This is a genomic window from Zobellella endophytica (assembly GCF_003012775.1).
GTDB lineage: Bacteria > Pseudomonadota > Gammaproteobacteria > Enterobacterales > Aeromonadaceae > Oceanimonas > Oceanimonas endophytica.
The window spans coordinates 25025-47485 of sequence record NZ_PXYG01000008.1; the positions used below are offsets into that span (position 1 = coordinate 25025).

A 22461-nucleotide genomic window follows, 5' to 3' on the forward strand; every position below is an offset into this window, starting at 1 on the left:
CGGAATATCGGAAGAAAGGCCCAGTCTAGCAAGTTTTCTGCCGTCGCCAAGGGCATTTGCGCCCAACCGGCTTAGCGGGTTTAATAACGGCTTCGCCGACGACACCAAGAGCACCTATGCGCATACTGCACACCTCCGACTGGCATCTGGGCCAGCATTTCATGGGCAAAACCCGGCTCGATGAGCACCAGGCTTTCCTGAGCTGGCTGGTGGAGCAGGTACGGCAACAGGAGGTGGCGGCGGTGCTGGTGGCCGGGGATCTGTTCGACACCGGCACCCCCCCGAGCTATGCGCGTGAGCTATACAACAGATTCATCGTCGAACTGCAGCAAACCGGCGCCCAACTGGTGATACTGGGCGGCAACCATGATTCGGTGGCCATGCTCAACGAGTCCCGGGAACTGCTCGGCTGCCTGAACGTGTCGGTGATCCCCGGGGTGCTGGACGCGCCCGGGGACCACCTGCTGGAGCTGCGCCGGGCCGACGGCGAGCCCGGCGCCCTGCTCTGCGCCGTGCCCTTTCTGCGGTCGCGGGATCTGCTGGAAAGCCGGGCCGGCCAGAGCGGGCAGGACAAGCAGCAGGCGCTGCAGCAGGCCATCGCCGACCACTATCGTGCCTTGTTCGAGCTGGCCGAAGGGCGACGGGCGCAAATGAATGTCCCCTTGCCAATCATCGCCACCGGCCACCTCACCACCGTCGGCGCCCGCAGCAGCGACTCGGTGCGGGAGATCTATATCGGCACCCTGGAGGCGTTTCCCGCCTCCGCTTTTCCTCCCGCCGACTATATCGCCCTGGGCCATATCCACCGGCCCCAAAAGGTGGCGGGGCTGGAGCATGTCCGCTATTGCGGTTCGCCCATTCCCCTGAGCTTCGACGAAGTGGGCCAGCAGAAGGAAGTGCTGCTGGTGGAGTTCGCGGGCGGTAGCCTGGAACGGATAACCCCGTTGCCGGTACCGGTCTTCCAGCCGCTGGCCCGGATCGACGGCAGTCTCGATGAACTGGCGGCGTCCATGGCCGAACTGGCAGAAAACGGCAGCGAAACTTCGCCGGTCTGGCTGGAAGTGACGGTCACCGGCGACGATTACCTGAGCGATCTGCAACCCCGGGTGGAGGCCCTGGCGGAGGGGCTGCCACTGGAGATCCTGCTGGTGCGCCGGCAGCGGCCTCAAAGCGGCAACGGGCTGGCGGCGGTCGGGGGCGAGACCCTGAGCGAACTGACCCCGGAGGAGGTGTTCGAGCGGCGGCTGGCGGCGGAGCAACTGGCGTCGGAAGAGGAAACGGCGCTCGAAGCGCTGCATCGCCAGTTGCTGGCGCAACTGGAGGATCCGGCATGAAGATACTGAGCCTGCGGCTGAAAAACCTGAACTCCCTCAAGGGGGAGTGGAAAATCGACTTTACCCGGGAGCCCTTCCGGGACAACGGCCTGTTCGCCATCACCGGGCCCACCGGGGCCGGCAAGACCACCTTGCTGGACGCCATCTGCCTGGCGCTCTACCACCAGACTCCCCGTATGAAGATGGTATCCGCCGGCGGCAACGAGCTGATGACCCGCCATACCGCCGACTGCCTGGCGGAGGTGGAGTTCGAGGTCAAGGGCGACGGCTTTCGCGCCTTCTGGAGCCAGCGCCGGGCCCGGGACAGGAGTGACGGCAAGCTGCAGGCGCCCAGGGTGGAGCTGGCCCGGCTCGACGGTACCATTCTTGCCGACAAGGTCGGCGACAAGCTGAAACTCACCGAACAGCTCACCGGGCTGGACTTCGGCCGTTTCACCAAGTCCATGCTGCTGGCCCAGGGCGGTTTCGCCGCCTTCCTGCACGCGGATGCCAACGAAAGGGCGGAACTGCTGGAGGAACTGACCGGCACCGACATCTACGCCCGCATTTCCCAGCGGGTGTTCGAGCAGACCCGGGAGCACAAGAGCGTCCTGGTGCAGCAGGAGGCGAGGGCCCAGGGCGTGGCGCTGCTGAGCGACGACGAACGACGGGACATCGAGCAGGAGCGGGCCAGGGTCGGTACCGAACTGGCCGGGCAGCAAGAGGGCCTGCAGCAAACCCGGACCGAGCTGCAGCGCCGCCGCCAGTGGGACAGCTGCGAGCAGCAACGGCTGGCCGCGCACCATGAACAGCGGCAGGCGCAGGCGGCACTGGAACAGGCCGCCCCCGAGCGGGTCCGGCTGCGGGCGAGCGAGCCTGCAGCCCGGCTGCAACCCCGGTGGCAACAGCTGCAGCAGGGCCAGGCCCGGCTGCAAACTCTGAGCGCGCAACTGGAGCAGCGACAGGCGGCGCTGGCGGTGCTGACGAAGGAGCGTGAGCAGTGCGGCTGGCAAGGGCTGTCGTTCAGCCGTCAGCATCATCAGGCGCTGCTGCAGCAACAGGGTGAGCAGGAGCAGGAGCGGCAGCGGCTGGCCCGGGCCATGGCTGCCAATCCGGCCGGCGAACGCCTGGGCGAGCAACTGGCGGGCTGGCGCGCCAGCGTGGCGCAGCTCGACACGCTGCAGCAGCAGTACCGGGGGCGGCAGACCCGGCAGCAACACAACGGCGAGCAGCGGCAACAGGCCGAGCGCGACGGGCAGCGCCTAGTGCAACAGCTGACCGAGGCCCGGCAGGCGCAACAGCAGGCGGAGCAGGAATACCGGCAGCAACAGCGGACGCTGGCGCTGCTGCTGGGCGGCGAGGGCGAAAGCGCCATCAAGACCCGCTTGCAGCAATTACGCCGCGAACAACCCCGCTGGGCCGAGCTGCAACAGGGGGCCGACTGGCTGCATCGGCAGCAGGCTGAACGGCTGCAGGAGCAGGACAAACTGGCCCGGCTCGAGCCGGAATGGCAACAGGGGGAACAACAGCTGGCGCAGGTGCGCGAACAGTATCGCCAGCTCAAGGAGCAGGTGCGGGACAAGACGAAACTGCTGGAGCAGGAAGTGCTGATCCGCTCCCTGGAACAGCACCGGGAGCGACTGCGGCCCGGCGAGGCTTGCCCCCTGTGTGGTAGTGGGACTCATCCGGCAATTGAGGCCTACCGTGGCCTGGACGACAGCACCGCCCATGAGCTGACCCGAAAACAGGCCGAGCTGGAGGTGCTGGAGCTGCAGGGACAGACCCTGAGTGGTCAGCAGGCGGAGCGCAAGGCGGCCCAGGAGCAGGCCCGGCAGCGGCTGTACAGCCTTGACGAGGCCATCCGCCGGCAGGCCGCCGAACAGGATGACGGCTTGCAGGCACTGGCGCTCACCGGTGCGGACTGGCGCCAGCAACTGGCCGGGCGAGGCCAGCAGCTGGCGCAACTGGAACAACTCGCCGAACAACTGGAGGCGGCCAACGCCGCTCTCAGCCAGGCCGATCAGGCGCAGCAAGCCGCCCGGGCTCATGCCGCCGGCCTCGAGCACCAGCAGCAACTGCTGGCGCAGCAGCGGCAAAGCCTGCAGCAACAGGCGCGGCAGCTGGATGACGAGGCCCAGGCGGCCCGCCGGCAGATTACCGGGCTGGAGCAGGAACTGAGCGAAGCCCTGGGCGAGCAGGACCAGCCCCGGCCCGACGACTGGAACGCCTGGTTGCAACAACGGGAGCGGCAATGGCGGCAATGGCAGAACTGGCAGCAGGCGGGGCACGGCCTGGAGCGGCAACGGCAGCAGCTGGCCGGCGAGTTGCGCGACGCCGAACGGCACTGGCAGCGCTGGCAACAGGACTGGCAGGCGCTGGGGGGGGCCGAGCGGGAGCCGGTGAGCACCGACGATGCCCTGGCGGCCGCGAGCGAGGCCGAGGTGCGGCTGCAGGCACTGAACGCCGAGCATCACCGCCAGAACGCGGTGCTGGAGCGGGAACAGCAGCAACGGGCGGAGCTGGAATGCGAGCTGGTCGAGGGGGGCCGGCAATGGCAGCAGGCCCTGGCCGACAGCCCCTTCGCCGACGAAGCCGCCTTTATTGCCGCCCGGCTCGATGAGGAGGAGCGTGACCGGTTGCAGGCGCGACTCAAGAGCCTGGAGCAGGGGCTGGAGCGGGCTCTCGCCCGCCTGGAGCAGGCCGAGCAGGCATGGCAGCAACTGGGACCGGCGGCACCCCCGCCGCTGGCAGAGCTGGAGGCCCTGGAGCAGCAACAACAGGAGGCCACCAATGTCCTGCAGCAGCAGCTGGGCCGGCTCGACGGCCGGCTGGAGCACGACGCGGCACAGCGCGTGCAGCAGCAGGCTCTGCTGGACGAGATTGAGCAGGGGCGCCTGCAGTTGCGTCACTGGGAGCAGTTGAATGGCCTGATCGGCTCGGCGGACGGCGCCAAGTACCGTCGCTTCGCCCAGGGCCTGACCCTGGAGCACCTGGTACACCTGGCCAACCGCCGGCTGGCGCGGCTGCACGGCCGCTACCGGCTGGCCCGCAAGGAAGGCGGCGAGTTGGAGCTGGCGGTAATCGATACCTGGCAGGCGGATGTGGCCCGGGATACCCAGACCCTGTCCGGCGGCGAGAGCTTCCTGGTCAGCCTGGCGCTGGCCCTGGCGCTGTCGGATCTGGTCAGCAGCAAGACCCGCATCGACTCCCTCTTCCTCGACGAGGGCTTCGGCACCCTGGATGCCGATACCCTGGAAGTGGCCCTGGACGCCCTGGATGCCCTCAACGCCAGCGGCAAGATGATCGGCATCATCAGCCATATCGAGGCGTTGAAGGAACGGGTGCCGGTGCAGATCCGGCTGAGCAAGAGTCAGGGCCTGGGCCTGAGCCGGCTGGCGCCGGAATTCGCGGTGAAATAAGCTGGCCTTCGATTCAGCGACCGAGCAGAAACTCGGCGTCGATCTCCACCGCCGAATGGCCGGGCAGGGCGCTGACGCCGACGGCGGAGCGGACATGGGCGCCGCGTTCGCCGAAAATCTCGACCAGCAGGTCCGAGGCGCCGTTGGCCACCAACGGCTGGGCGCCGAAGTCGGGCGTACTGCTGACGAACACGGTCAGCCTGACGCAGCGGGCAACCCGGTCCAGTTCGCCGCCGCAGGCTGCCTTCAGTTGGGCCAGCAGGTTCAGGGTGCAGAGGCGGGCGGCGGCCTGTCCTTCTTCGATGGAGAGGGTTCCGCCCACCTGGCCGGCGTAGGCCAGGACGCCGTTGACCCGGCAGGTTTGTCCGCTCAGCAGCAGGCGATCGCCCAGTGGCAGGAAGGCCTGATAATTTCCGGCGGGAGTGCCGGCCTCGGGCAGGGTGATACCCAGTTCGGTGAGCCGGTGTTCTATGGTGTTCATGGGTGTTTTTCTCCGGATGGTGGGGCCGCGCCGGTTCAGCGCAGGCCGTGGTCGATAGGGCGCAGCCCGGTGTCGTCGATGGGAGCGGGATAACCGCCTATCCGGGCCGCCAGCAGCGAGGCCGAACCCATGGCCAGGGTCCAGCCCAGCATGCCGTGGCCCAGGTTCAGGTAGAGGTTGTCGGCCCCGGCCCGGCCGATGATGGGGGCGCTACTGGGGGTGACCGGGCGGAAACCGGTCCAGCGGTCGAGGATGCGCTCGTAGTCGCCGGCCTCGGGGAAGCGCTGCCGGCAGATCCGCAGCAGGTGGGCGATGCGCCGCTCGTCCAGCTCCCGATCGTAACCGACGATATCGGCACAGCCGGCCACCCGCAGCCGGTCGCCGATGCGGGCGAACACCACCTTGTTGTCCACGTCGGTGATACAGACAGCGGGGGCCTGGCCGGTGGCGGGCACCGTGATGCTGTAACCCTTGATCGGATAAATGGGCAGGCTCAGGCCGATGCCTTGGGCCAGCGCCAGGCTGTCGGGGCCGGTGGCCAGCAGGTAGGCGTCGGCGGTGAGGGGACCCTGGCTGGTATCCAGCCCGGTGATGCGGTTTCCTTCTTTACGCAGGTGGTGAACCCGGCAGTGATAACGTTCTTCGAACCCTTGCTGCCGACGCAGTCGGTCCAGCAGGGCGAGGGCGAACTGGCGGCAGTCCCCCACCTCGTCCAGGGGGGAATACACCCCACCGGCCATGGGGCCGGCCAACTGGGCCAGGCCGGGTTCGAGTGCCAGGCATTGCCGCCAGTCCAGTACCCGTTGCGGGCAGCCCCACTCCCCTTTCAACCGGACCCTCGCGGCGGCCTGGTCCAGGTCCTGCTGGCTGCCGTAGAGATGCAGCTTGCCCGAAGGCCGGTGCAGGAACTCGACACCGGCCTCGGCCTGGGTGGCGTGCATCATCTCCCGGGAGTGCAGTGAGAGCCGCAGTATATTGCGGGTGTTGCGTTGCTCCCGGCTCGCCCGGCCCTGCAGCAGGAAGCGACCGCCCCAGTGCAACAGCTGTCTGTCCGCCGACATCCGTACCCGGAAGGCCGGATCCCGGCCCAGCAGTATGCCGGGCATCTTGGCCACCAGGCCCGGCGAGGCCATGGCATCGGTATAGGAATAACTCAGTTGGGCGCCGTTGGCGAAACTGGTGCCCAGGGCGGGCTCCTCGCCCGCGTCCAGCAGCATGACCCGGTAGCCGGCCCGGCTGAGCAGGTAGGCCGAGGTGATGCCGATGATGCCGGCGCCGATGATGGCAATGGAGTCTGTCTTCATGGTAAACCGCGTCCTAGTTGGCCAGGGGGAGGGCAGCCGAGCGGCGGTGGTGTCGGGCCGCCGCCGCGACCAGGGCCTCGAACAACCGTTGCTCCCCCTGGTTGATAAGATATTCCGGATGCCACTGGAAGCCCAGGCAGAAGTGCTGGCCCGGAATTTCGATCGCTTCGATGACCCTGTCGTCGGACACGGCGCTGACGATGATCTCCGCTGGCAGATCCCGTACCGCCTGATGGTGCACACTGTTCACCAGGATCTGTTCCTGCTGAAACAGGCGGGAGATCAGCGTGCCGGGCGTGAGGTTGACGCCGTGTCCGGCCACATGGTGCGGCTGGGGCTGCATATGCTTCAGGCTGTTCTTCACTTCGCTGGGGATATCCTGGATCAGCTTGGCCCCCTTGATCACCGCCAACAGCTGCATGCCGCCGCAGATGCCGATAAGAGGAATATCGCGGGCCAGCGCCCCTTCGATCAGCTTGCGCTCGAACCGGGTGCGGCCCTCCTTGGTCACCAGCTCTCCCTGGCGCGGGACTTCGCCATAGAGTTCGGGAGGGATGTCATACATGCCGCCGCTGATCACCAGGCCATCGACCAGGTCGAGATAGCGCTCCACCGCGTCCTGTTCATGGGGCAGGGCCACCGGGAGTCCTCCCGCCGAGGCGATGGCCGAGCAATAGTTTTCCCGCAGCGCGTACCAGGGTTCCAGGGCATAGCCCGGGGTATGTTCGATATCCAGTGTAATTCCGATGACCGGCGTGGAAGACATGATGTGTACCTCTATGACTGTGATAAATACGTCTGTCAGTTTGATATTGCGTGGTCGGTGGTGATGGCGTGTTCGTCCCTTGATTATCGAGGGGTTATTGCCCCATGGGCTGGTATCCCAGGATCAACTCGGGCAGCAGCAGGGACAGCTCCGGCACAAAGGTGGTCAACAGCAGCACGGGCAGATAGCCGAACAAGATGAACGCCATGGTGTAGCCGATCATCCGGGGCAGGGTGGTGTTGCCGATCAGCCCGGAGAAATAGAGGATGGGCGCCGTGGGCGGGGTGATCAGCCCCATCCCCAGGTTGACGCCGACAATGGCGCCGAAGTGCACCGGGTCTATGCCCAGGCTGACGGCAACCGGCAGCAGCATGGGAGATGCCAGCAGGACCCCGCTGATATCGTCCAGGAACATGCCGATCAGCAGCAGGAACAGGTTGATGAGCAACAACAGCAATATCTTGTTGTCGCTGAGTCCCAGAATGGACTCCATCACGGTTTGCGGTACGTTGCCCATGGTCCAGACCCGCGCCAGCATCGACGAGAAGAACACCAGTACCATCAATACTGCCGCTATCTGTCCGGTCTTCCAGGCCACATCGGTTAAGGAGCGGAAGCTCAGGCCCCGATAGATGAACACGGCGACCGGGATGGCGTAAATCACGGCAATGGCGGCGGCTTCGGTGGGGGTGGTGATGCCGCCATAAATGCAGCCCAGAATGACGATCGGCATGGCCAGCCCGAAGGCGGCGCGCTTGGTCTTGAGCCAGACGTCGGTGCCCGTATCCCGCAGCGAACGGCGAGGGGGCTCGACCACCTTCATGTTACGGGTCAGGAACAGATTCAGCAGGGTGAAACTGCCGATCAGCAGCAGGGCCGGCAGCACCGGTGCCAGGAACATGGCGGTGATCGAGGTGTTGGTGACCCAGCCGTAGAGGATCATCGAGGAGCTGGGCGGGATCAGCAGGGCCAGCACGGAAGAGGCCGCCACCAGGGTGGTGGCGTAGCCCCGATCATAACCGCGCTCGACCATCTTGGGGATCATGATGGAGCCGATAGAGGCGACCGCCGCGGTGGACATGCCGGAAATGGCGCCAAAGATGGCGGTGGAAAACACCACTACTATGCCGAGTCCGCCCTTGACCCGGGCGATCAGGCTTTCGGCCAGGTCGATGAGGCGACCGGCGATCCCGCCCTGGGTCATCAGTCCACCGGCGAAGATATAGAGCGGTATGGCCAGCAGGATCAGCGATGACAGCTTGCTAAAGCCGGATGACACCAGGAAGTTGGAGTTGTGAAAATCTCCCGTTGCAAACAGGAACAGGGCGGCGGCCGCAAAACACAAGGGGGCGGGCACGCCCAGCAGCAGCAGGGTGACGAGGATGATGGCATCAATCAGGATGTCGATATTCATCAAGACTTTCCTTCTGTCTTGTGAGCGGTGTCGTTGTCGTCGATCGTCGCCAGGGAATGATAAGGGCGGCCCGTGGCCAGGCAATGGAGCCTGCCGGCCAGCTCGATAAGGGTGTAAAAAAACATGAGCCCCGTTCCCGCCAGCATGGCGGCATGCACGTAGTAGAGCGGTATTCTCAGCTCCGGTGATTTGGGTGCCCGTGCCAGGCTCCACTGGAAATAGCCGAGGCAAATCCAGAAAATCCAGACGATGATGGCCAGTGAAATCAGCGACACCAGGACATGAAGTGCCGCCCTGGCCGAAGGGGAGGAAAAGGCAATATCCATGACGCCGGCCGAGATATGGTTGCCACGATAAACACCATAGCCGGAGCCGATGAAATAGAGCCAGACCGCCAGGTAGACCGCGATCTCTTCGACACCGTAAAGCGGCAGATCCAGAAAATAGCGAATAAATACCTGAATAAAGATCAGGACGGAAAAGGCGATGGTGGTCAGTCCCATCACCAGGCGCTGCAGCCACAACAGCTTGTTATGCAGCAGGGATAAAACGGTCGTGTCCATGACGATCCCCTGTGTTGGGGCCCTCCCGGCCGCCGAGGGGCGGGGAAGGGCAGGGAGAACGGTTTCATGCCGGAGTGGGCATGGCGATGGTGCCGGTGGGCCGGGATGGCCCCACTCAGGTGGGGCCCTGTCACCGGATGCCGGTCTCTGGCCGGAGGGACTACCTGATACCCAGGCTGAGCTTCAGGCGGGCCATGTTAATGGCCCCGATCTCGCTTTCTATCCTGGGCCACACCTCGGCACGCACCACCTGGGCGACGGACTCGAGTTCGGCCTTGTCCAGCACCACCACCTCTATGTCCTTGTCACGCATCTGTTGCAGGAATTTTTCATGCTCCTGCTCGGCGGCCGCGAAGCGTTCGGTGGACAATTCGGTCGCGGCCCGGCTGATGGCTCTTTGCTGCTCCCTGGAGAGGCTGTCGAAGCGGCTCTTGTTCACCGCGAGGAAAGACACTTCGAAATGATCGTTGTTCTGCACCCACATCTTGGCGATGTCGGCGAAATTGTTCATGACCAGCTCGGGTGTCGCCCCGATGGCGCCGTCCACCACCCCGGTCTGCATGGCGGTATAAAGATCCGACCAGGGGATGGGGGCGGTCTGATAGCCCAGGCGCTTGAGCAGCTCCTGGTGGGTGGTGCCGCCCGGCCAGACCCGGATCTTGAGGCCCTGGCTGGCGTTCGGATCCCGGGGGGCGGGGGCCGGCCTGGTATAGACGATGCCGCCCATGCCGGACACGAAGGCGCCCAGTATCTTGATATCCTGCTCGGCCAGGGCCTCGTTGATGATTTCATGGACGACCCCGCCTTCCGAGAAGGCGTCCCGGCCGGATTCGAAGTCGAGCGCCGCATAGGGGAACCATTGCAGGGAGAGCACTTCGTTGAAGCTGTTGGACAGGGGTTGCAGGGCGAGATCGATGGTGCCTTCCATCACCTGTTCATGCACCTCGACCCAGTCGCCGAGCTGGCTGGAGGGATAGACCTTGATGTCGATGCTGTCCTGGCTGTACTGCCTGACCCGCTCCGAGAAGGCGTTGGCGAACGCCACCACGGTGGAGGTGGGGGGCTCAATGGCCGACAGCCGCAGGGTCTCGGCGGAGAGGGCGGTAAGGGGGCTCAGCGCCAAGGCACTGGCCAGGGCGACAGCGGAAAAGGTGGGGATGCGATGTAAGCGTTTCATGGCCGACTTCCTTGTGGTTGGGACGGAGGAGATGGCGCCTCGGGGGCGCCTCCTGGGTATCCATTAGAGCAGGGGCTGTCGTGGGCGAGCAGTTCGCAGCCGGCACAGTCCAGCGCACCGGGTGCGTCACCCCTGGCGCAATCTGTGCGCCCTGTCAGAAAGGCGTCACCCAGAGCCATCGGCAAATGGCATGGCGGCGGCACCGGTGGCACAATTGGCCACTGCCATGGCGCTGTAACCGGCCGGGCAAGACCTTCGACGCAAGATTGAGCAAGGGGAAGTGGAGAATGGACTCAGCAGCGGCAGATCCCGCTAAAACCGGTGTGCGGAAAGGCGGGCGGAACCCTGGCCGCCGCGCCCCGGGGCGAAGCATGATGCCTTTGGGATGGACGGCATGAGCCGGGTGGATTTTACAGACAACCTGAAGCTGCTCTGCGGCCACTATCCGTCGCTGGCCCAGGTGTGCAAGAAAATGGGCATCAACCGGACCCAGTTCAATAAATATCTGAGCGGCAAGGTCAGCCCGTCCAAGGCCAACCTGCGCCTGATCTGCGACTTTTTCGGGGTGGAAGAGTTCGAGATCCTGATGCCCCATGAGCAGTTCACCAAGCAGGTGATCGCGGCCCGTTCCGAGATCGCTCCCCAGGACGGTTACCTCAGGAAAATGGCCGAGTTGCGCGGCCGGTCCCGGCCAAGCCTGGAGCGCTACCTGGGCTGGTATCACGAATACTACTACTCCCTGGGCTATCCGGGGCGGATTTTCCGCTCGCTGGTGCAGGTCAGCACCAGCAAGCAGGGCATTGCCTACGCCCGGTACGAGCGGCTGATCGGCGCCGCGGCGCGCGGCGAAAAGGTGACCCATTGCCGTTACCATGGCATCGCCGTCAACCTGTGCGATCGCATCTTCCTGATGGATTACGAGGCGCTGACGGAAAACGAAATCACCCAGACGGTGCTGTTTCCCTCCTACAAGAGCCAGCTCAAGCACCTGCTCGGCGTGAAAATCGGCGTCTCGTCCAAGAGCCATCGCACCCCGGCCTGTACCCGGGTGCTCTATGACTATCTGGGTGAAACCGTCGACTTCAAGAAACAGTTCAGGGGGTGTGGCCTGTATGAAGAAGCAGAAGTCGACGGACGTATCAGAGCGGCCATCGACAACCGCAGAGGCGTAGACGAGTCGTTGTTTCTCGCCATCGGCGAGTAGCTCCCTTGGCGGCGTTGTTGGTGACATAAAAAAGCCGGGGCAAGGCCCCGGTTGGAAACGTGAACTTCACTCAAGGTCTTTCAGGAGATCTTCATCAGCGCCGGTATGCCGGGCAGCATGCCCACCATGGCCATGATCACCAGCAGCACCGCGAAGGTGATGCCGGGGATCACCCAGCGGTCCATCAGGCGCAGCTTCTTGCCGCGTTCCTTGTCACCGATAAGACCCAGGTTGTCGAGCAGCATGGTCAGCGACCAGCCGAACACCGGGTTGACGAAGGCGGAGGCGAACACCACTATGCCGGCGGACTGGCTGCTGGTGGTGTTGCGGGTCATCTGCATGCCGGCTTCCAGCAGGGGCATGAAAACGCCGACGATCAGCGCCACCCGCAGCACCGGATCCCACACCGCCAGATCCATGGGGTAGCCCCAGAGGGCGGCGATGACGCAGAACAGGCCGGTAAGCACGGCGCCGGCGGGGATGGGACGCTTGGCGATGGCGGCGGGGATCATGTAGGTACCCCAGGAGGAGGCCAGGTTGCCGCCGCCGAGCACGCTGCCCACCGCCTGACGTACCGAGGCCACGCCCATGGTGTCGTCCACATTCATCAGCACCTTGTCGGCCTTCTTCGGGTAGTTCAGCTCCTGAAACACCCGGTGGCCCATAAAGTCGGGTGACCACATGGCCACCGCCAGCACCGCGAAGGGGATCACGCTCACAAAGTGGTGCAGTTCGGGCCAGCCCATTTGCCAGCCGGTGGTTTCTCCCCACCAGTAGCCCGGGCTCAGGTGAGGGATGCCCGGCTCGGTCACGAACTCGAAGGGCGCGCCCAGGACGATGGCAATGACAAAGGCGATACCGGAGCCGAGCGGGATCGACAGCCAGCGCATTTCCAGCCGGGCCAGCAGGGCGTACATGATGATGGTGGAGAGGATCACCGCGAAGGCCACATAGCCCATGTCGATACCGGTGGCCCAGGCGTTGAGCGCCTTGACCTGGCTGAGCAGGCCCATGGCGCCCAGGTAGATCAGCAGGCCGCCGCGCACCCCGTCGCTGGTGAGCGCCATCAGTTTGCTGCCGCCCTTGCTGACGCTGAGCAGCAGGCCGAACATGCCCACCATCAGCCCCAGCGCCAGCGGGTGGCCGCCGGAGGCGACGATCAGCGGGATCAGCGGGATCATGGGGCCGTGGGTACCGGCCAGGTTGGCGTTGGGGTTGATCAACCCAGAGAACAGGATCACGAACAGCAGGGCGGCGATCAGCATCTCGAAGCGGACGTTCTCCACCACGAACTCGTTGCTAAGGCCGAGCGGGCCGGCGAAGGCGGCCACCACGGCGGCCACCATCACTATCTTGCCGATGGTGGCGGCCAGGGCCGGCACCAGATCTTCCAGTTCGAAGCGGTAGTCCCGGAACGGCAGGTTGATGCGCCAGCGGCGGGGCGACATGATCGACAGCTCGTGCTCCAGGTAGGCGGCGCGGCTGTCGAAGGAGCGCCGGGGCTTGCGCTGCGAACGGTAGGTCTGGAAAGGAGCCTCAGACATGGTCATCTCCTCGATGGATTATTATCGTCTCTGGTCAAGCTGAGGCCATCTTAGGGATTGTTAAAAAATACGGCCATTGGACATAAGTCTTACTACATGGCGTTAACAAGGTGCGGGGTCAGCCCCGCGGCTCGTCCAGCACGGTATCGATGAAGTTTTGCAGGGCCGGCGACGGGTTGTGGCGGCTCCAGGCCACATGGATCGACATATCGCATTCCCGCAGCTCGTCCATGTCGATAAAGTGCACCCCGGGCGGCGAGCTCCAGCGGCAGTCGCCGGGCACGATGGAGATGCCGAGGCCGGCGGCGACCAGGCTGAGGATGGTGATGTTGTCGGCGCCCTGCTGCACCACCCTGGGCACCAGACCGAGGCGGGTGAAGTAGGCGCTCAGCCGATCGTAGTAGTGGGGGGAGGTATGGCGGGGGCCCCAGACGAAGTCGAGCTCGTTCAGCGCCCGCACCCGGGCGGGCGGCGAGGCCACCAGCGGGGAGCCGGCGGGCACCGCCAGCACCAGGTGATCCCGGTGGAACAGGCGGCTGTGCAGGTGGTCGGGTACCCGCTCTTCCAGGTACAGGAAACCCGCGTCTATGGTGCCGTCCTTCAGCTTTTCGCTTTGCGGCCCCGAGAGCAGCGGATAGACCTCCAGCGCCACCTGCGGATAGCGATCCCGGAACCGGGCCAGCACCCGCCGGATATCCGGCACCCACAGGTGGGACACCGTCACCCCCAGGGTGACCTTGCCGGTCAGGCCCTGGCCCAGGGCGCGGATGCGCGCCATCACCCGCACCCGTTCTTCCAGCATCTTCCTGGCATCCTCGTACAGCGCCCGGCCGGTGACCGTCAGCGTCATGCCCCGGGTATGGCGCTCGAACAGGCTGACCTGCAGCGCATCCTCCAGGGTGTGGAGCTGGCGGGTCAAGGCCGGCTGGGCGATATGCACCTTGCGGCTGGCCGCCGACAGGGAGCCTTCCTCCACGATGGCGACAAAATAGCGTAACTGGCGAAAATCCATAGCGGGGCTCCGGTGATCCTGTCCGGTATCGCCATACCGAAATGATATGAAGGATATAGATATTTACTATTTTTTATATTGCCGGAACAAGTCCTATCTTGATCGTCAGGCCATCACCACGCCGGTGGAGGCAAGGAAAGACAATGCGAAGGAGATGCTTGATGAATACCAACCGCTGGATAGGACTGCACTTCGTGCTCTGCACCCTGGCCATGATCTGGCCCGGGGCCCTGATCGCCAACCGGGTGGAGCCGATGATACTGGGCCTGCCGTTCCTGTTCTTCTGGTACATCCTGTGGATGTTCCTGCTGTTCGCCGGCCTGCTGGCCGCCTTCATCAAACAGTATGGAGGCCAGCGCCATGTCTGATGCGGCTATCGTTACCGGAATCACCCTGTCCTACCTGCTGCTGGTGCTGTGGGTGGGGGTGCGCGCCCGCGGCAAGGGCACCGGCTCCAGCCTGGAGCAGTACGTGGCCGGCGGCCGCCATGTGGGGGTGCTGATCCTGTTCTTTATCCTGGGGGCGGAAATCTTCTCCGCCTTTGCCTTTCTCGGCACCCCGGGCTGGGCCTACCAGCACGGCGCCCCCGCCCTCTACATCCTGGCTTACCTGAGTCTTATCCCCATCATCATCTGGGTGATGGGGCCGCGGGTGCGCGAGCTGGGCAAGGCCCACGGCTACCTGACCCAGGCCGACATGATTGCCCACCACTACCGCAGCCCGGGCCTGGGCGCCTTCGCCGGCATCATCAGCGTGGTGGCGCTGATCCCTTACCTGGCCATCCAGATCGCCGGCGCCGGCCTGCTGTTCCAGGCAGCCACCGGTGGCCTGGTGCCCTTTTGGCTGGGGGCGCTGCTCGCCTTCCTGGTGGTGGCGGCTTATGTGTACAGCAGCGGCCTGGGCGGCATCGGCTGGACCAACCTGCTGCAGGGGGTGATGATGGTGGGTATTGCCTGGTTCCTCGGCTGGGCGGTCACCGATCGCCTGTTCGGCGGCGTGGGGCCCATGTTCGAACAGATCCAGCTGCAGATGCCCGAATACCTGGTGATGCCGGGTGCCACCGGGGTCATGGGCTGGGGCGCCTTCAGCACCGCCATCCTGGTCAGCGCCTTCGGCGGCGCCATGTGGCCGCACCTGTTCATGAAGTTCTACACTGCCGAAAACGACCGCACCCTGCGCCAGGTGGCCGTCTTTTATCCGCTGTTCGCCTACCTGCTGGTGCCGCTGCTGCTGATCGGCTTCGCCGGCATCCTCACCTTCGCCGACCAGCCCCTGGCCCGGCCCGACGAGGTGCTGCTCAAGCTGGTGATGGAAGTGGCCGGCTTCTCGCCCTGGGTGACCGGTATCATGCTGTCCGGTGCCCTGGCGGCGGCCATGTCCACCGGCGCCAACCTGGCCCATACCGCCGCCACCATAGCGGTGCGCGACATCCTCTGCATCTCGGTGATGCGCAAGGCGTCCGAACAGGCTGTGGTGCGGGCCATCCAGCTGGGGGTGCTGGTGGTGTCGCTGCTGGGCTACCTGTTCGCGCTCTACAACCCGGCGTCGCTGGTGGCGGTGCTGCTGGGCGCCTTCGGTATCATAGTGCAGCTGATGCCCATGGTGATCGGCGCCCTCTTCCTGCCCGCCCTCACCAAACAGGCGGTGATCGCCGGCACCGTGCTGGGCGGCGGCCTGACCCTGTTGTACCAGTTCTATCTGCCGTCGCCGATGCAGTTCCATCCCGGCTTCTGGGGCTTTTTGCTCAACCTGCTGGTGGTGGCCCTGTGGCAATGGCTGTTCAATAACAAGACCGACGCCGTGGCGTCCAAGGTATAAGGTAACCCCATGCAGATACATGATTTAATCAAGGGCGCCCTGGCGCGTGTCTACGACGATATCGACCAGCTCTACCAGGACCTGCACCGGCATCCGGAGCTGCCGTTCGAAGAGGTGGAAACCAGCCGCAAGCTGGCCGCCCGGCTGGACGCCATCGGCTACCGGGTGACCACCGGCCTCGGCAAGACCGGGGTGGTGGGCCTGCTGCAAAACGGCGAGGGGCCCTGCGTGATGCTGCGCGGCGACATGGACGCCCTGCCCATCCGCGAGCGGACCGGCCTCGATTACGCCAGCTGCCGCCACGGCGGGGAGGGGCCGGCGGTGATGCACGCCTGCGGCCACGATCTGCACGCCAGCTGCCTGACCGGCGCCGCCGCCGTGCTGTATGCCCTGCGCGAGCACTGGCGGGGCACCCTGATGATAGTGCACCAGCCAGCGGAGGAGGTGTTCGGCGGCGCCCGGGCCATGCTCAACGACGGCCTCTATGAGAGCATCGCCCGGCCCGACGTCATCCTGGGCCAGCACAACATGCCGGCGCTGGCCGGCATGGTGGGCCACATCGCCGGCCGGGCCATGGCCGCGGCCACCACCCTGGGGGTGATCATCCACGGCAACGGCGGCCACGGCTCCATGCCGGCCCAGGCGGTGGATCCGGTGGTGATCGCCGCCCACGCCGTGGTGCGGCTGCAGACCATCGTCTCCCGGGAAGTGGAGCCCAGCGAGCAGGTGGTGGTGACGGTGGGCAAGCTGCAGGCGGGCACCCAGGGCAACATCATCCCCCACAGCGCCGAGCTGGAGATCAACGTGCGCTGCTTCAGCGATGCGCTGCTGCAACAGGTGCTGGATGCTATCCGGCGTATCATCGACGCCGAGTGCCTGGCGGGCTGCTCGCCGAAGCCGGCGGAATACCGGGTGCTGAGCGAAACCATCACCCTGGACAACGACGCCGCCACCGTGGAACGGCTGCGCCGGGCCCACGGCGACTACTTCAGCGAGCCGCAGCTGTTCGAGATGGGCCGGCTCGGCGGCAGTGAGGACTTCCCCTACTTCGGCAACGCCGCCGCCGGCGGCTTCGAGGGCGGGGACATCCCCTACGCCTACTGGTTTATCGGCGCCGCCACCGAGGAAAGCTGGGCCGGTACCCGCGGCGAGCGGACCTATGATCGTATGCGCCAGCTGCCCATGCCCCACTCGCCCTACTACGCGCCCGACCGCAAGCCCTCCCTGGAAACCGGCATCGCCGCCATGGTCACCGGCGCCCTGGCGTTTCTGGAGTAAGGGCTATTTTCCCTGCTTTCTCCGTTCGGTGATGGTGGCGCCGCCCACGCCGTAGTTGTCGGTGTCGACTTCGTCGATCACCACTACGGTGGTGCCGGGGCCGCGGCCCACTACCTGCACCAGCAGGTCGGTGACGCCGGTGATCAGTTCGGCCTTCTGCTCCCGGGTGATGGGGTCCTGTTCCCGGGTGAGCTTGATATTGACGTAGGGCATGAGGGTTCTCCTTGGGTGGTTGACAAAGGGTGTCGGTAGCGGCCCCAGAGCAGGGCCAGGGCGCCGAGCAGCACCACCAGGCCGCCGCCGAGCAGGGCCTGGTCGTAATTGTATTGGCGGCTGAGGCTCAGCCCCGCCAGCACCGGGCCGATGATCTGGCCCAGGCCGAAGGCGGCGGTGAGCCCGGCCAGGGTGGCCTGGACCCGGGAAGGGGCCAGCCGGCGGCCGAGGGAAAGGGCGAGGGCGGTGATGCCCATAAAGGTGCCGCCGAACAGCAGGGCGCCGAGCAGGGCCCCGGCCGGGCCCGGCCAGAGTAGCGGCAGCACTATGCCCAGGGCCTGCGTCAGGTGGGCGGCGATCAGGGTGCCAAGCAGGCCGAGGCGGTTGCCCAGCCACAGCCAGAGGCCGCAGGAGGGGATGGCCGCCAGCCCCACCAGCAGCCAGCTCAGGTGGCCGAGCCCGGCCAGCGCCGGTTGCTGGTGCAGCATGGCCACCATAAAGGTGCCGGTGATGATGTAGCCCAGCCCCTCGCAGAAATAGGCCAGCAGCAGCCAGCGCAGCAGGCCACGGCGGACAGGGGGCTGCCCGGCCATCGACGCGGCCGGTACCGGCGCACTCGTCCCGGGCAGGCCGAACCAGGGCAGCAATGCCAGCAGTCCGCCCAGCGCCGCCAGGCCCAGCCAGCCGCCCCGCCAGCCGGCCAGGCCGTCCAGCCAGGGCACCGCCAGGGCGCTGAGGGCGATGCCCAGCCCCACGCCGCTGTACAGCCAGCCACTCCCGGCCGCCTGGCCCCGGCGGCCCAGCTCTTCCAGCACCAGTCCCGAGGCCAGCACGAAGGCGGCGGCGCTGCTCCAGCCGGCCAGCAGGCGCCACAGCAGCCAGAGCCAGGGGGCGCTGGTCAGGCCCATGGCGGCCACGCAGGCCAGGTTCAGCAGCAACTGGCGGCGCAGGCGCGGCAGCGGGTTGTTGCCGGGGCGGGTGCAGGCCAGCCAGAGGGCACCGAGCAGGTAGCCCAGGTAGTTGGCCGATGCCAGCCAGCCGGCCAGCAGGTCCGACAGGGGCTGATCGGCCTGCATCAGCGGCAGCAGCGGGGTATAGGCGAAACGGCCTATGCCCATGACGATGGCCAGCAGGGTGATGCCGGCGGCCAGGCTCAGGCGCCAGGAGGCGTGGGATGTCACTGGGGATCCTCGTTCTCGTTCCTGCCCCATGATTGCCCTTGCGTCTCATCCAGTCTAATGATTAGTTATGATGCATCTTTCATAAAAAGTGATGGCTAAGGCGATGGCGATGGATTTGCATGAACTCAGGGTGTTCCTGGCGGTGTGGGAGCAGGGTGGGGTCACGGCGGCGGCCCGCCAGTTGCACTGTGTGCAGTCGAACGTGACCGCCCGGCTGCAGGCGCTGGAAAGCAGCCTGGGTACGCCGCTGTTCTACCGCCGGGCCCGGGGCATGGTGCCGACGCCGGCGGCGGAAAAGCTGCAGGGCTATGCCCGGCGCATGCTGCACCTGGCGGAACTGGCGCGGCAGTCGGTGCAGCCGAGGGCGCAGCCGGAAGGCAGCCTGGTGCTGGGCTCGATGGAAACCACGGCGGCCATCCGCCTGCCGCCGGCGCTGGCGGACTTTCACCGGGCCCACCCCGGAGTGGAGATCCAACTGCACACCGGAACCAGCGCCGAGCTGCGCCGGGGCGTGCTGGAATACCGGCTGGAAGGGGCCCTGGTGGGGGGCGAGGTGGATCACCCGGATCTGGAGCAGCAGGTGGTATTTGCCGAGGAGATGGTGCTGGTGGCGCCGGCAGGCTGTTCCGGGCTGGAGGACGAGGGTGTCCGCGCCCTGCTCGGTTTCCGCCAGGGCTGCTCCTACCAGGCCCTGCTCGACGCTTGGCTGAAAGAGCTGGGGCGGCCGCCGCTCAGACTGATGGAGTTCGGCTCGCTCGAGGCCATCCTCGGCTGCGTGGCCGCCGGCATGGGGGTGAGCCTGATGCCCAGGGCGGTGGTGGAACACCGGGACTATGGCCGGGGGCTGCGGCGATTGCCGGTGCCGGAGCGCCTGGCCCGGGTCAATACCTGTTTTATCCGCCGCCGGGACATGCCGCCCAGCGCGGCGCTGCAGGATCTGCTGGCGCGGCTCGGTGGTGTGGCATAACGAGAGTCGGCACCGGGGCACCATACACAGACCGGGCCTGAAAGCATGAAACCCGCCGTTTCAGCGGGTTTCATGTCGATCAAACGGAAACGGCGGCCCGTCACCGCCGAACGGTACGGCGGCGTGCATGGCGCCATCAGGTCCTGAAGCTCGACACCAGTTGCGTCAGCTGGCGGCTGAGGCCGGTCTGCTCGCCGTAGGCGCCTTCGACTTCGGTGGACATTTCCTGCAGCCGGTTGGCCGACTCGCTGATCGCCAGTATGTTCCGGTTGATGTCCTCGGTCACCAGTTGCTGCTCTTCGGCGGCGCTGGCGATCTGGGTCGTCATGTCCCGGATCTGCTCGACCGACGCCTCTATGGCTTCGAACGCCTGCCTCGTTTCATCGGACAGGGCGATGGCGGCGTCGGACTCTTTCAGGCTGTGCTCCATGGTCACGGATACGGTCCGGGTACGGCTGACCAGCAGGCCGAGGATGTTGTTGATCTCCTCGGTCGACTGTTGGGTGCGGTTGGCCAGGGTCCGGACTTCGTCGGCGACCACCGCGAAGCCGCGGCCCTGCTCTCCGGCACGGGCGGCCTCTATGGCGGCATTCAGGGCCAGCAGGTTGGTCTGGCCGGCGATATCCTGAATGGTGGAGATGATATCGTTGATGCTCCCGGTCTCCTTCTCCAGCTCAAGGATGACGGCGTTCGCCTGGCGGATACTGTCGCCCAGCCGGCCGACGCCGGTGGCGCTGCGGTCGATGATCTCCTTGCCGTCGCGGGTCGCGTTGAGGCTCCGATTAGACACATCGGCGGTGTCGTTGCAGTTGCGGGCGACTTCGTTGGCGGTCGAGGCCATTTCGGTCACGGCGGTGGCGATCTGCTCCAGGGAGTCGCGCTGGTGCCCGATCGCACCGGCCATCTGGCTGGCGCTGGCATTGGTGCGCGCCGAAACCCTGTCCATGCTGGTCGAGGTTTCCTTGATGGCGCTCACCAGGCGCTGGGTCGATGCCACGAATTGGTTGAACCAGCGCGCCAGCTCGCCGGTTTCATCCCGGCTGTCGACATCGAGCCGGGTGGTGAGGTCGCCTTCGCCCTCGGCGATGGTTTTCAAACGGCCCTTGACTGCGTTGATCGGATTGACGATACGGCCGGCGATCACCAGTCCCAGCAGGCCGAACAGCAGCACTAGCACCAGGCTGACGATCAGGGTAGTGCGCGTCAGCTGCTGCGCCTCGGCGTACACTTCGTCGCGCTGCATAAAACCGACGAACTTCCAGCCCAGCCCGGGCGATTGGTAGACATTGGCCATGTAGTCGACTCCGTCGATGGTGATGTCGAGCAGGCCGGCTTGCTGGGCCCCGAGCGCCTTGAAGTTTCCGAGTTCGGCCAGGGGCTTGAAGTTGTTGGCGGGATTGCCGCCATCGACCAGCACATTGCCGTTGCCCTCGACGATCATGATAAAGCCGGTCTCCCCGAACCGGATCTGCTGCACCATGTCGGTGAGCGCCTTGAGCGAGACGTCGACCGCCACCACGCCTTCGAATTCGCCGCGTTCGTCCTGGAAGCCTTTCAGCAGGGAGACATAGACCGAATCGTCGCCTTCCCAGTAATAGCCGTCGCGCCGTACCAGCTGGTAGTTGCCGTCGCGACCCAGGTCGAACCAGGGGCGCTTGCGCGGATCCCAGTTGCCGTAGTTGTCGCTGCCGGGCCATTCCAGATAGCCGCCGTGCCGGTCGCCCATATAGACGTACCCCAGGGTCGAGTTGTTGTTGCCGATGGCGCTGAACAGTTCGAACAGCCGCTGCTCGCGGCCGCCGTTGGCCATGGCAACCTCGGCGGGCTTGCGGCCCTCGTCGAAATAGGTGCTGATGGCGCCTTCGCGGGTCTGGCTCAGGATCGGATAGTCCGCCATCATCGACACCACGTGGCCCATGGTGTCGAAGAAGTTGCCGAAGGCCTGATCGACGATGGCGATGTCGAGGCTGCTGGCCTCGGCGAAGCGTTGCTTGGCGTCCTGGTTGACGTTGCGCAGGGTCAGCGCCACGACCACGATCACCGGCAACAGGGTGGTGCAGAGAAAAGCCGCGAGCAGTTTGGTTTTAATGCTGGTCATTGAATCGAACTCCGTAAGGTAGAGCGGCGGAGCGAGGATGATAGGGACAGCCTGGGCGACGAGCCCGGCAATGGGCCGCTGCTTGATTTGGCGGAGCCGTTCATATTCATTTCTCCCTGTGAATGATTCACTGCGCTATTGAATAAGGGGTCCTTGCCTTGTGCCGTTCCATCGGCGAGGTTACTGCGGTGACGAGTGTTGCTCGAGGCCGAAAATATGTTGCTTCACCACGGATTTACAACAAGCCCCATCCGCAGATGATCGTCGATGGACAACCCTGCCGGACGCTTCCAGTATGCCTCCGGTGTGAACGAGCCCTCGTCTTCGGGGGAGATCCCCGCTTTGTCCTTAAATTCCGCATCCTAGAGCAGGTTGGCTCCGGGCAGTTGCTTGAAAACGACATGGACGTGTCTGCCAGCCCCGCCTTGGTCAAGGAATAGGCGGAGTCAGGGCAGGTCGCGCAGGTTGACCCCTTTAGCGCCCCGTGCAGTTTAAAACCTGACCAAGCGGCCGATTGTCTGTCGCCTTTTCTCTGCGTCAAACCAGGTTGCGGACTGGTGATCAGAGCCGGTTTCCAAACCATAGGCAAAAACCGCGCCGATAACATGGGCAGGACTCACAACAGCCCAAGCGGAACGGGAAGGAGACAGAAAGCGGATGAAGCCGCCCCCGCCCTGTGCCAGTATCGGAATCTGCTTTCACGACAATG

General features: G+C 65.4%; 18 protein-coding genes. 7 read left to right on the forward strand and 11 right to left on the reverse strand.

Features of this window, described 5'->3' with window-relative positions:
* Window positions 1-116: 116 nt before the first annotated feature.
* Together sbcD and C7H85_RS15725 are read left to right on the forward strand one after the other, a co-directional pair.
* On the forward strand, window positions 117-1334 hold the full coding sequence (sbcD, locus tag C7H85_RS15720) for an exonuclease subunit SbcD (protein ID WP_106730650.1): 1218 nt from the start codon (window positions 117-119) through the stop codon (window positions 1332-1334).
* Window positions 1331-4732, forward strand: a complete 3402-nt coding sequence (locus C7H85_RS15725) for an AAA family ATPase (RefSeq protein WP_106730651.1) — start codon at window positions 1331-1333, stop codon at window positions 4730-4732. The genes sbcD and C7H85_RS15725 overlap by 4 nt, the downstream gene beginning before the upstream one ends.
* A 13-nt stretch (window positions 4733-4745) precedes the next feature.
* Here the strand turns inward: C7H85_RS15725 and C7H85_RS15730 are convergent, their stop codons facing one another.
* The 6 genes from C7H85_RS15730 to dctP form a co-directional block, all read right to left on the reverse strand.
* Entirely contained in the window at window positions 4746-5213 is a 468-nt protein-coding gene (locus tag C7H85_RS15730; RefSeq protein WP_106730652.1) for a RidA family protein, read from the reverse strand.
* A 35-nt stretch (window positions 5214-5248) separates the two neighbouring features.
* Window positions 5249-6517 carry a D-amino acid dehydrogenase gene (locus tag C7H85_RS15735; RefSeq protein WP_106730653.1) on the reverse strand — a complete coding sequence of 423 codons (1269 nt, stop codon included), beginning with the start codon at window positions 6515-6517 and terminating at the stop codon, window positions 5249-5251.
* 13 nt (window positions 6518-6530) lie between these two features.
* Complete coding sequence (locus C7H85_RS15740; protein WP_106730654.1) at window positions 6531-7283, reverse strand: gamma-glutamyl-gamma-aminobutyrate hydrolase family protein; 753 nt, start codon at window positions 7281-7283, stop codon at window positions 6531-6533.
* A 94-nt stretch (window positions 7284-7377) separates the two neighbouring features.
* The gene (locus tag C7H85_RS15745) at window positions 7378-8697 is read right to left on the reverse strand and encodes a TRAP transporter large permease (RefSeq protein ID WP_106730655.1); all 1320 of its coding nucleotides are present in this window, start codon (window positions 8695-8697) and stop codon (window positions 7378-7380) included.
* On the reverse strand, window positions 8697-9260 hold the full coding sequence (locus C7H85_RS15750) for a TRAP transporter small permease (protein ID WP_106730656.1): 564 nt from the start codon (window positions 9258-9260) through the stop codon (window positions 8697-8699). The genes C7H85_RS15745 and C7H85_RS15750 overlap by 1 nt, the downstream gene beginning before the upstream one ends.
* 160 nt (window positions 9261-9420) lie before the next feature.
* Window positions 9421-10437: a TRAP transporter substrate-binding protein DctP gene (dctP, locus tag C7H85_RS15755; protein ID WP_106730657.1), complete on the reverse strand. Its 1017-nt coding sequence runs from the start codon at window positions 10435-10437 to the stop codon at window positions 9421-9423.
* A 394-nt stretch (window positions 10438-10831) separates the two neighbouring features.
* On the opposite strand from dctP, the gene C7H85_RS15760 reads away from it, so the two are divergent.
* Window positions 10832-11641 carry a helix-turn-helix domain-containing protein gene (locus C7H85_RS15760; RefSeq protein ID WP_158260103.1) on the forward strand — a complete coding sequence of 270 codons (810 nt, stop codon included), beginning with the start codon at window positions 10832-10834 and terminating at the stop codon, window positions 11639-11641.
* 80 nt (window positions 11642-11721) lie between these two features.
* Here C7H85_RS15760 and C7H85_RS15765 read toward each other — a convergent pair whose 3' ends face one another.
* Together C7H85_RS15765 and C7H85_RS15770 are read right to left on the reverse strand one after the other, a co-directional pair.
* A complete protein-coding gene (locus C7H85_RS15765; RefSeq protein ID WP_106730659.1) occupies window positions 11722-13185 on the reverse strand; it encodes a DUF3360 family protein in 1464 nt (487 codons plus the stop codon).
* A gap of 118 nt (window positions 13186-13303) precedes the next feature.
* On the reverse strand, window positions 13304-14197 hold the full coding sequence (locus C7H85_RS15770) for a LysR family transcriptional regulator (protein ID WP_106730660.1): 894 nt from the start codon (window positions 14195-14197) through the stop codon (window positions 13304-13306).
* Between the two features lie 161 nt (window positions 14198-14358).
* On the opposite strand from C7H85_RS15770, the gene C7H85_RS15775 reads away from it, so the two are divergent.
* Genes C7H85_RS15775 through C7H85_RS15785 form a run of 3 tightly spaced genes read left to right on the forward strand, consistent with a single transcriptional unit; the run spans window position 14359 to window position 17293 of the window.
* Window positions 14359-14565 (forward strand): hypothetical protein, encoded by a 207-nt coding sequence (locus C7H85_RS15775; RefSeq protein ID WP_094039059.1) that lies wholly within the window; start codon window positions 14359-14361, stop codon window positions 14563-14565.
* Window positions 14558-16015 (forward strand): sodium:solute symporter family protein, encoded by a 1458-nt coding sequence (locus tag C7H85_RS15780; protein WP_106730661.1) that lies wholly within the window; start codon window positions 14558-14560, stop codon window positions 16013-16015. Before C7H85_RS15775 ends, C7H85_RS15780 begins: the two co-directional genes overlap by 8 nt.
* A gap of 9 nt (window positions 16016-16024) precedes the next feature.
* Complete coding sequence (locus tag C7H85_RS15785; RefSeq protein ID WP_106730662.1) at window positions 16025-17293, forward strand: amidohydrolase; 1269 nt, start codon at window positions 16025-16027, stop codon at window positions 17291-17293.
* 3 nt (window positions 17294-17296) lie between these two features.
* Here C7H85_RS15785 and C7H85_RS15790 read toward each other — a convergent pair whose 3' ends face one another.
* Window positions 17297-17506, reverse strand: coding sequence for a tautomerase family protein (locus C7H85_RS15790; protein WP_106730663.1), 210 nt, complete (start codon window positions 17504-17506; stop codon window positions 17297-17299).
* On the reverse strand, window positions 17437-18687 hold the full coding sequence (locus C7H85_RS15795) for a YbfB/YjiJ family MFS transporter (RefSeq protein ID WP_158260104.1): 1251 nt from the start codon (window positions 18685-18687) through the stop codon (window positions 17437-17439). Before C7H85_RS15795 ends, C7H85_RS15790 begins: the two co-directional genes overlap by 70 nt.
* Window positions 18688-18796: 109 nt before the next feature.
* Between C7H85_RS15795 and C7H85_RS15800 the strand changes: the two genes are divergently transcribed.
* Window positions 18797-19654: a LysR family transcriptional regulator gene (locus C7H85_RS15800; RefSeq protein ID WP_158260105.1), complete on the forward strand. Its 858-nt coding sequence runs from the start codon at window positions 18797-18799 to the stop codon at window positions 19652-19654.
* Between the two features lie 136 nt (window positions 19655-19790).
* On the opposite strand, the gene C7H85_RS15805 is transcribed toward C7H85_RS15800, so the two are convergent.
* Complete coding sequence (locus tag C7H85_RS15805; RefSeq protein WP_106730666.1) at window positions 19791-21752, reverse strand: methyl-accepting chemotaxis protein; 1962 nt, start codon at window positions 21750-21752, stop codon at window positions 19791-19793.
* Between the last annotated feature and the right edge of the window lie 709 nt (window positions 21753-22461).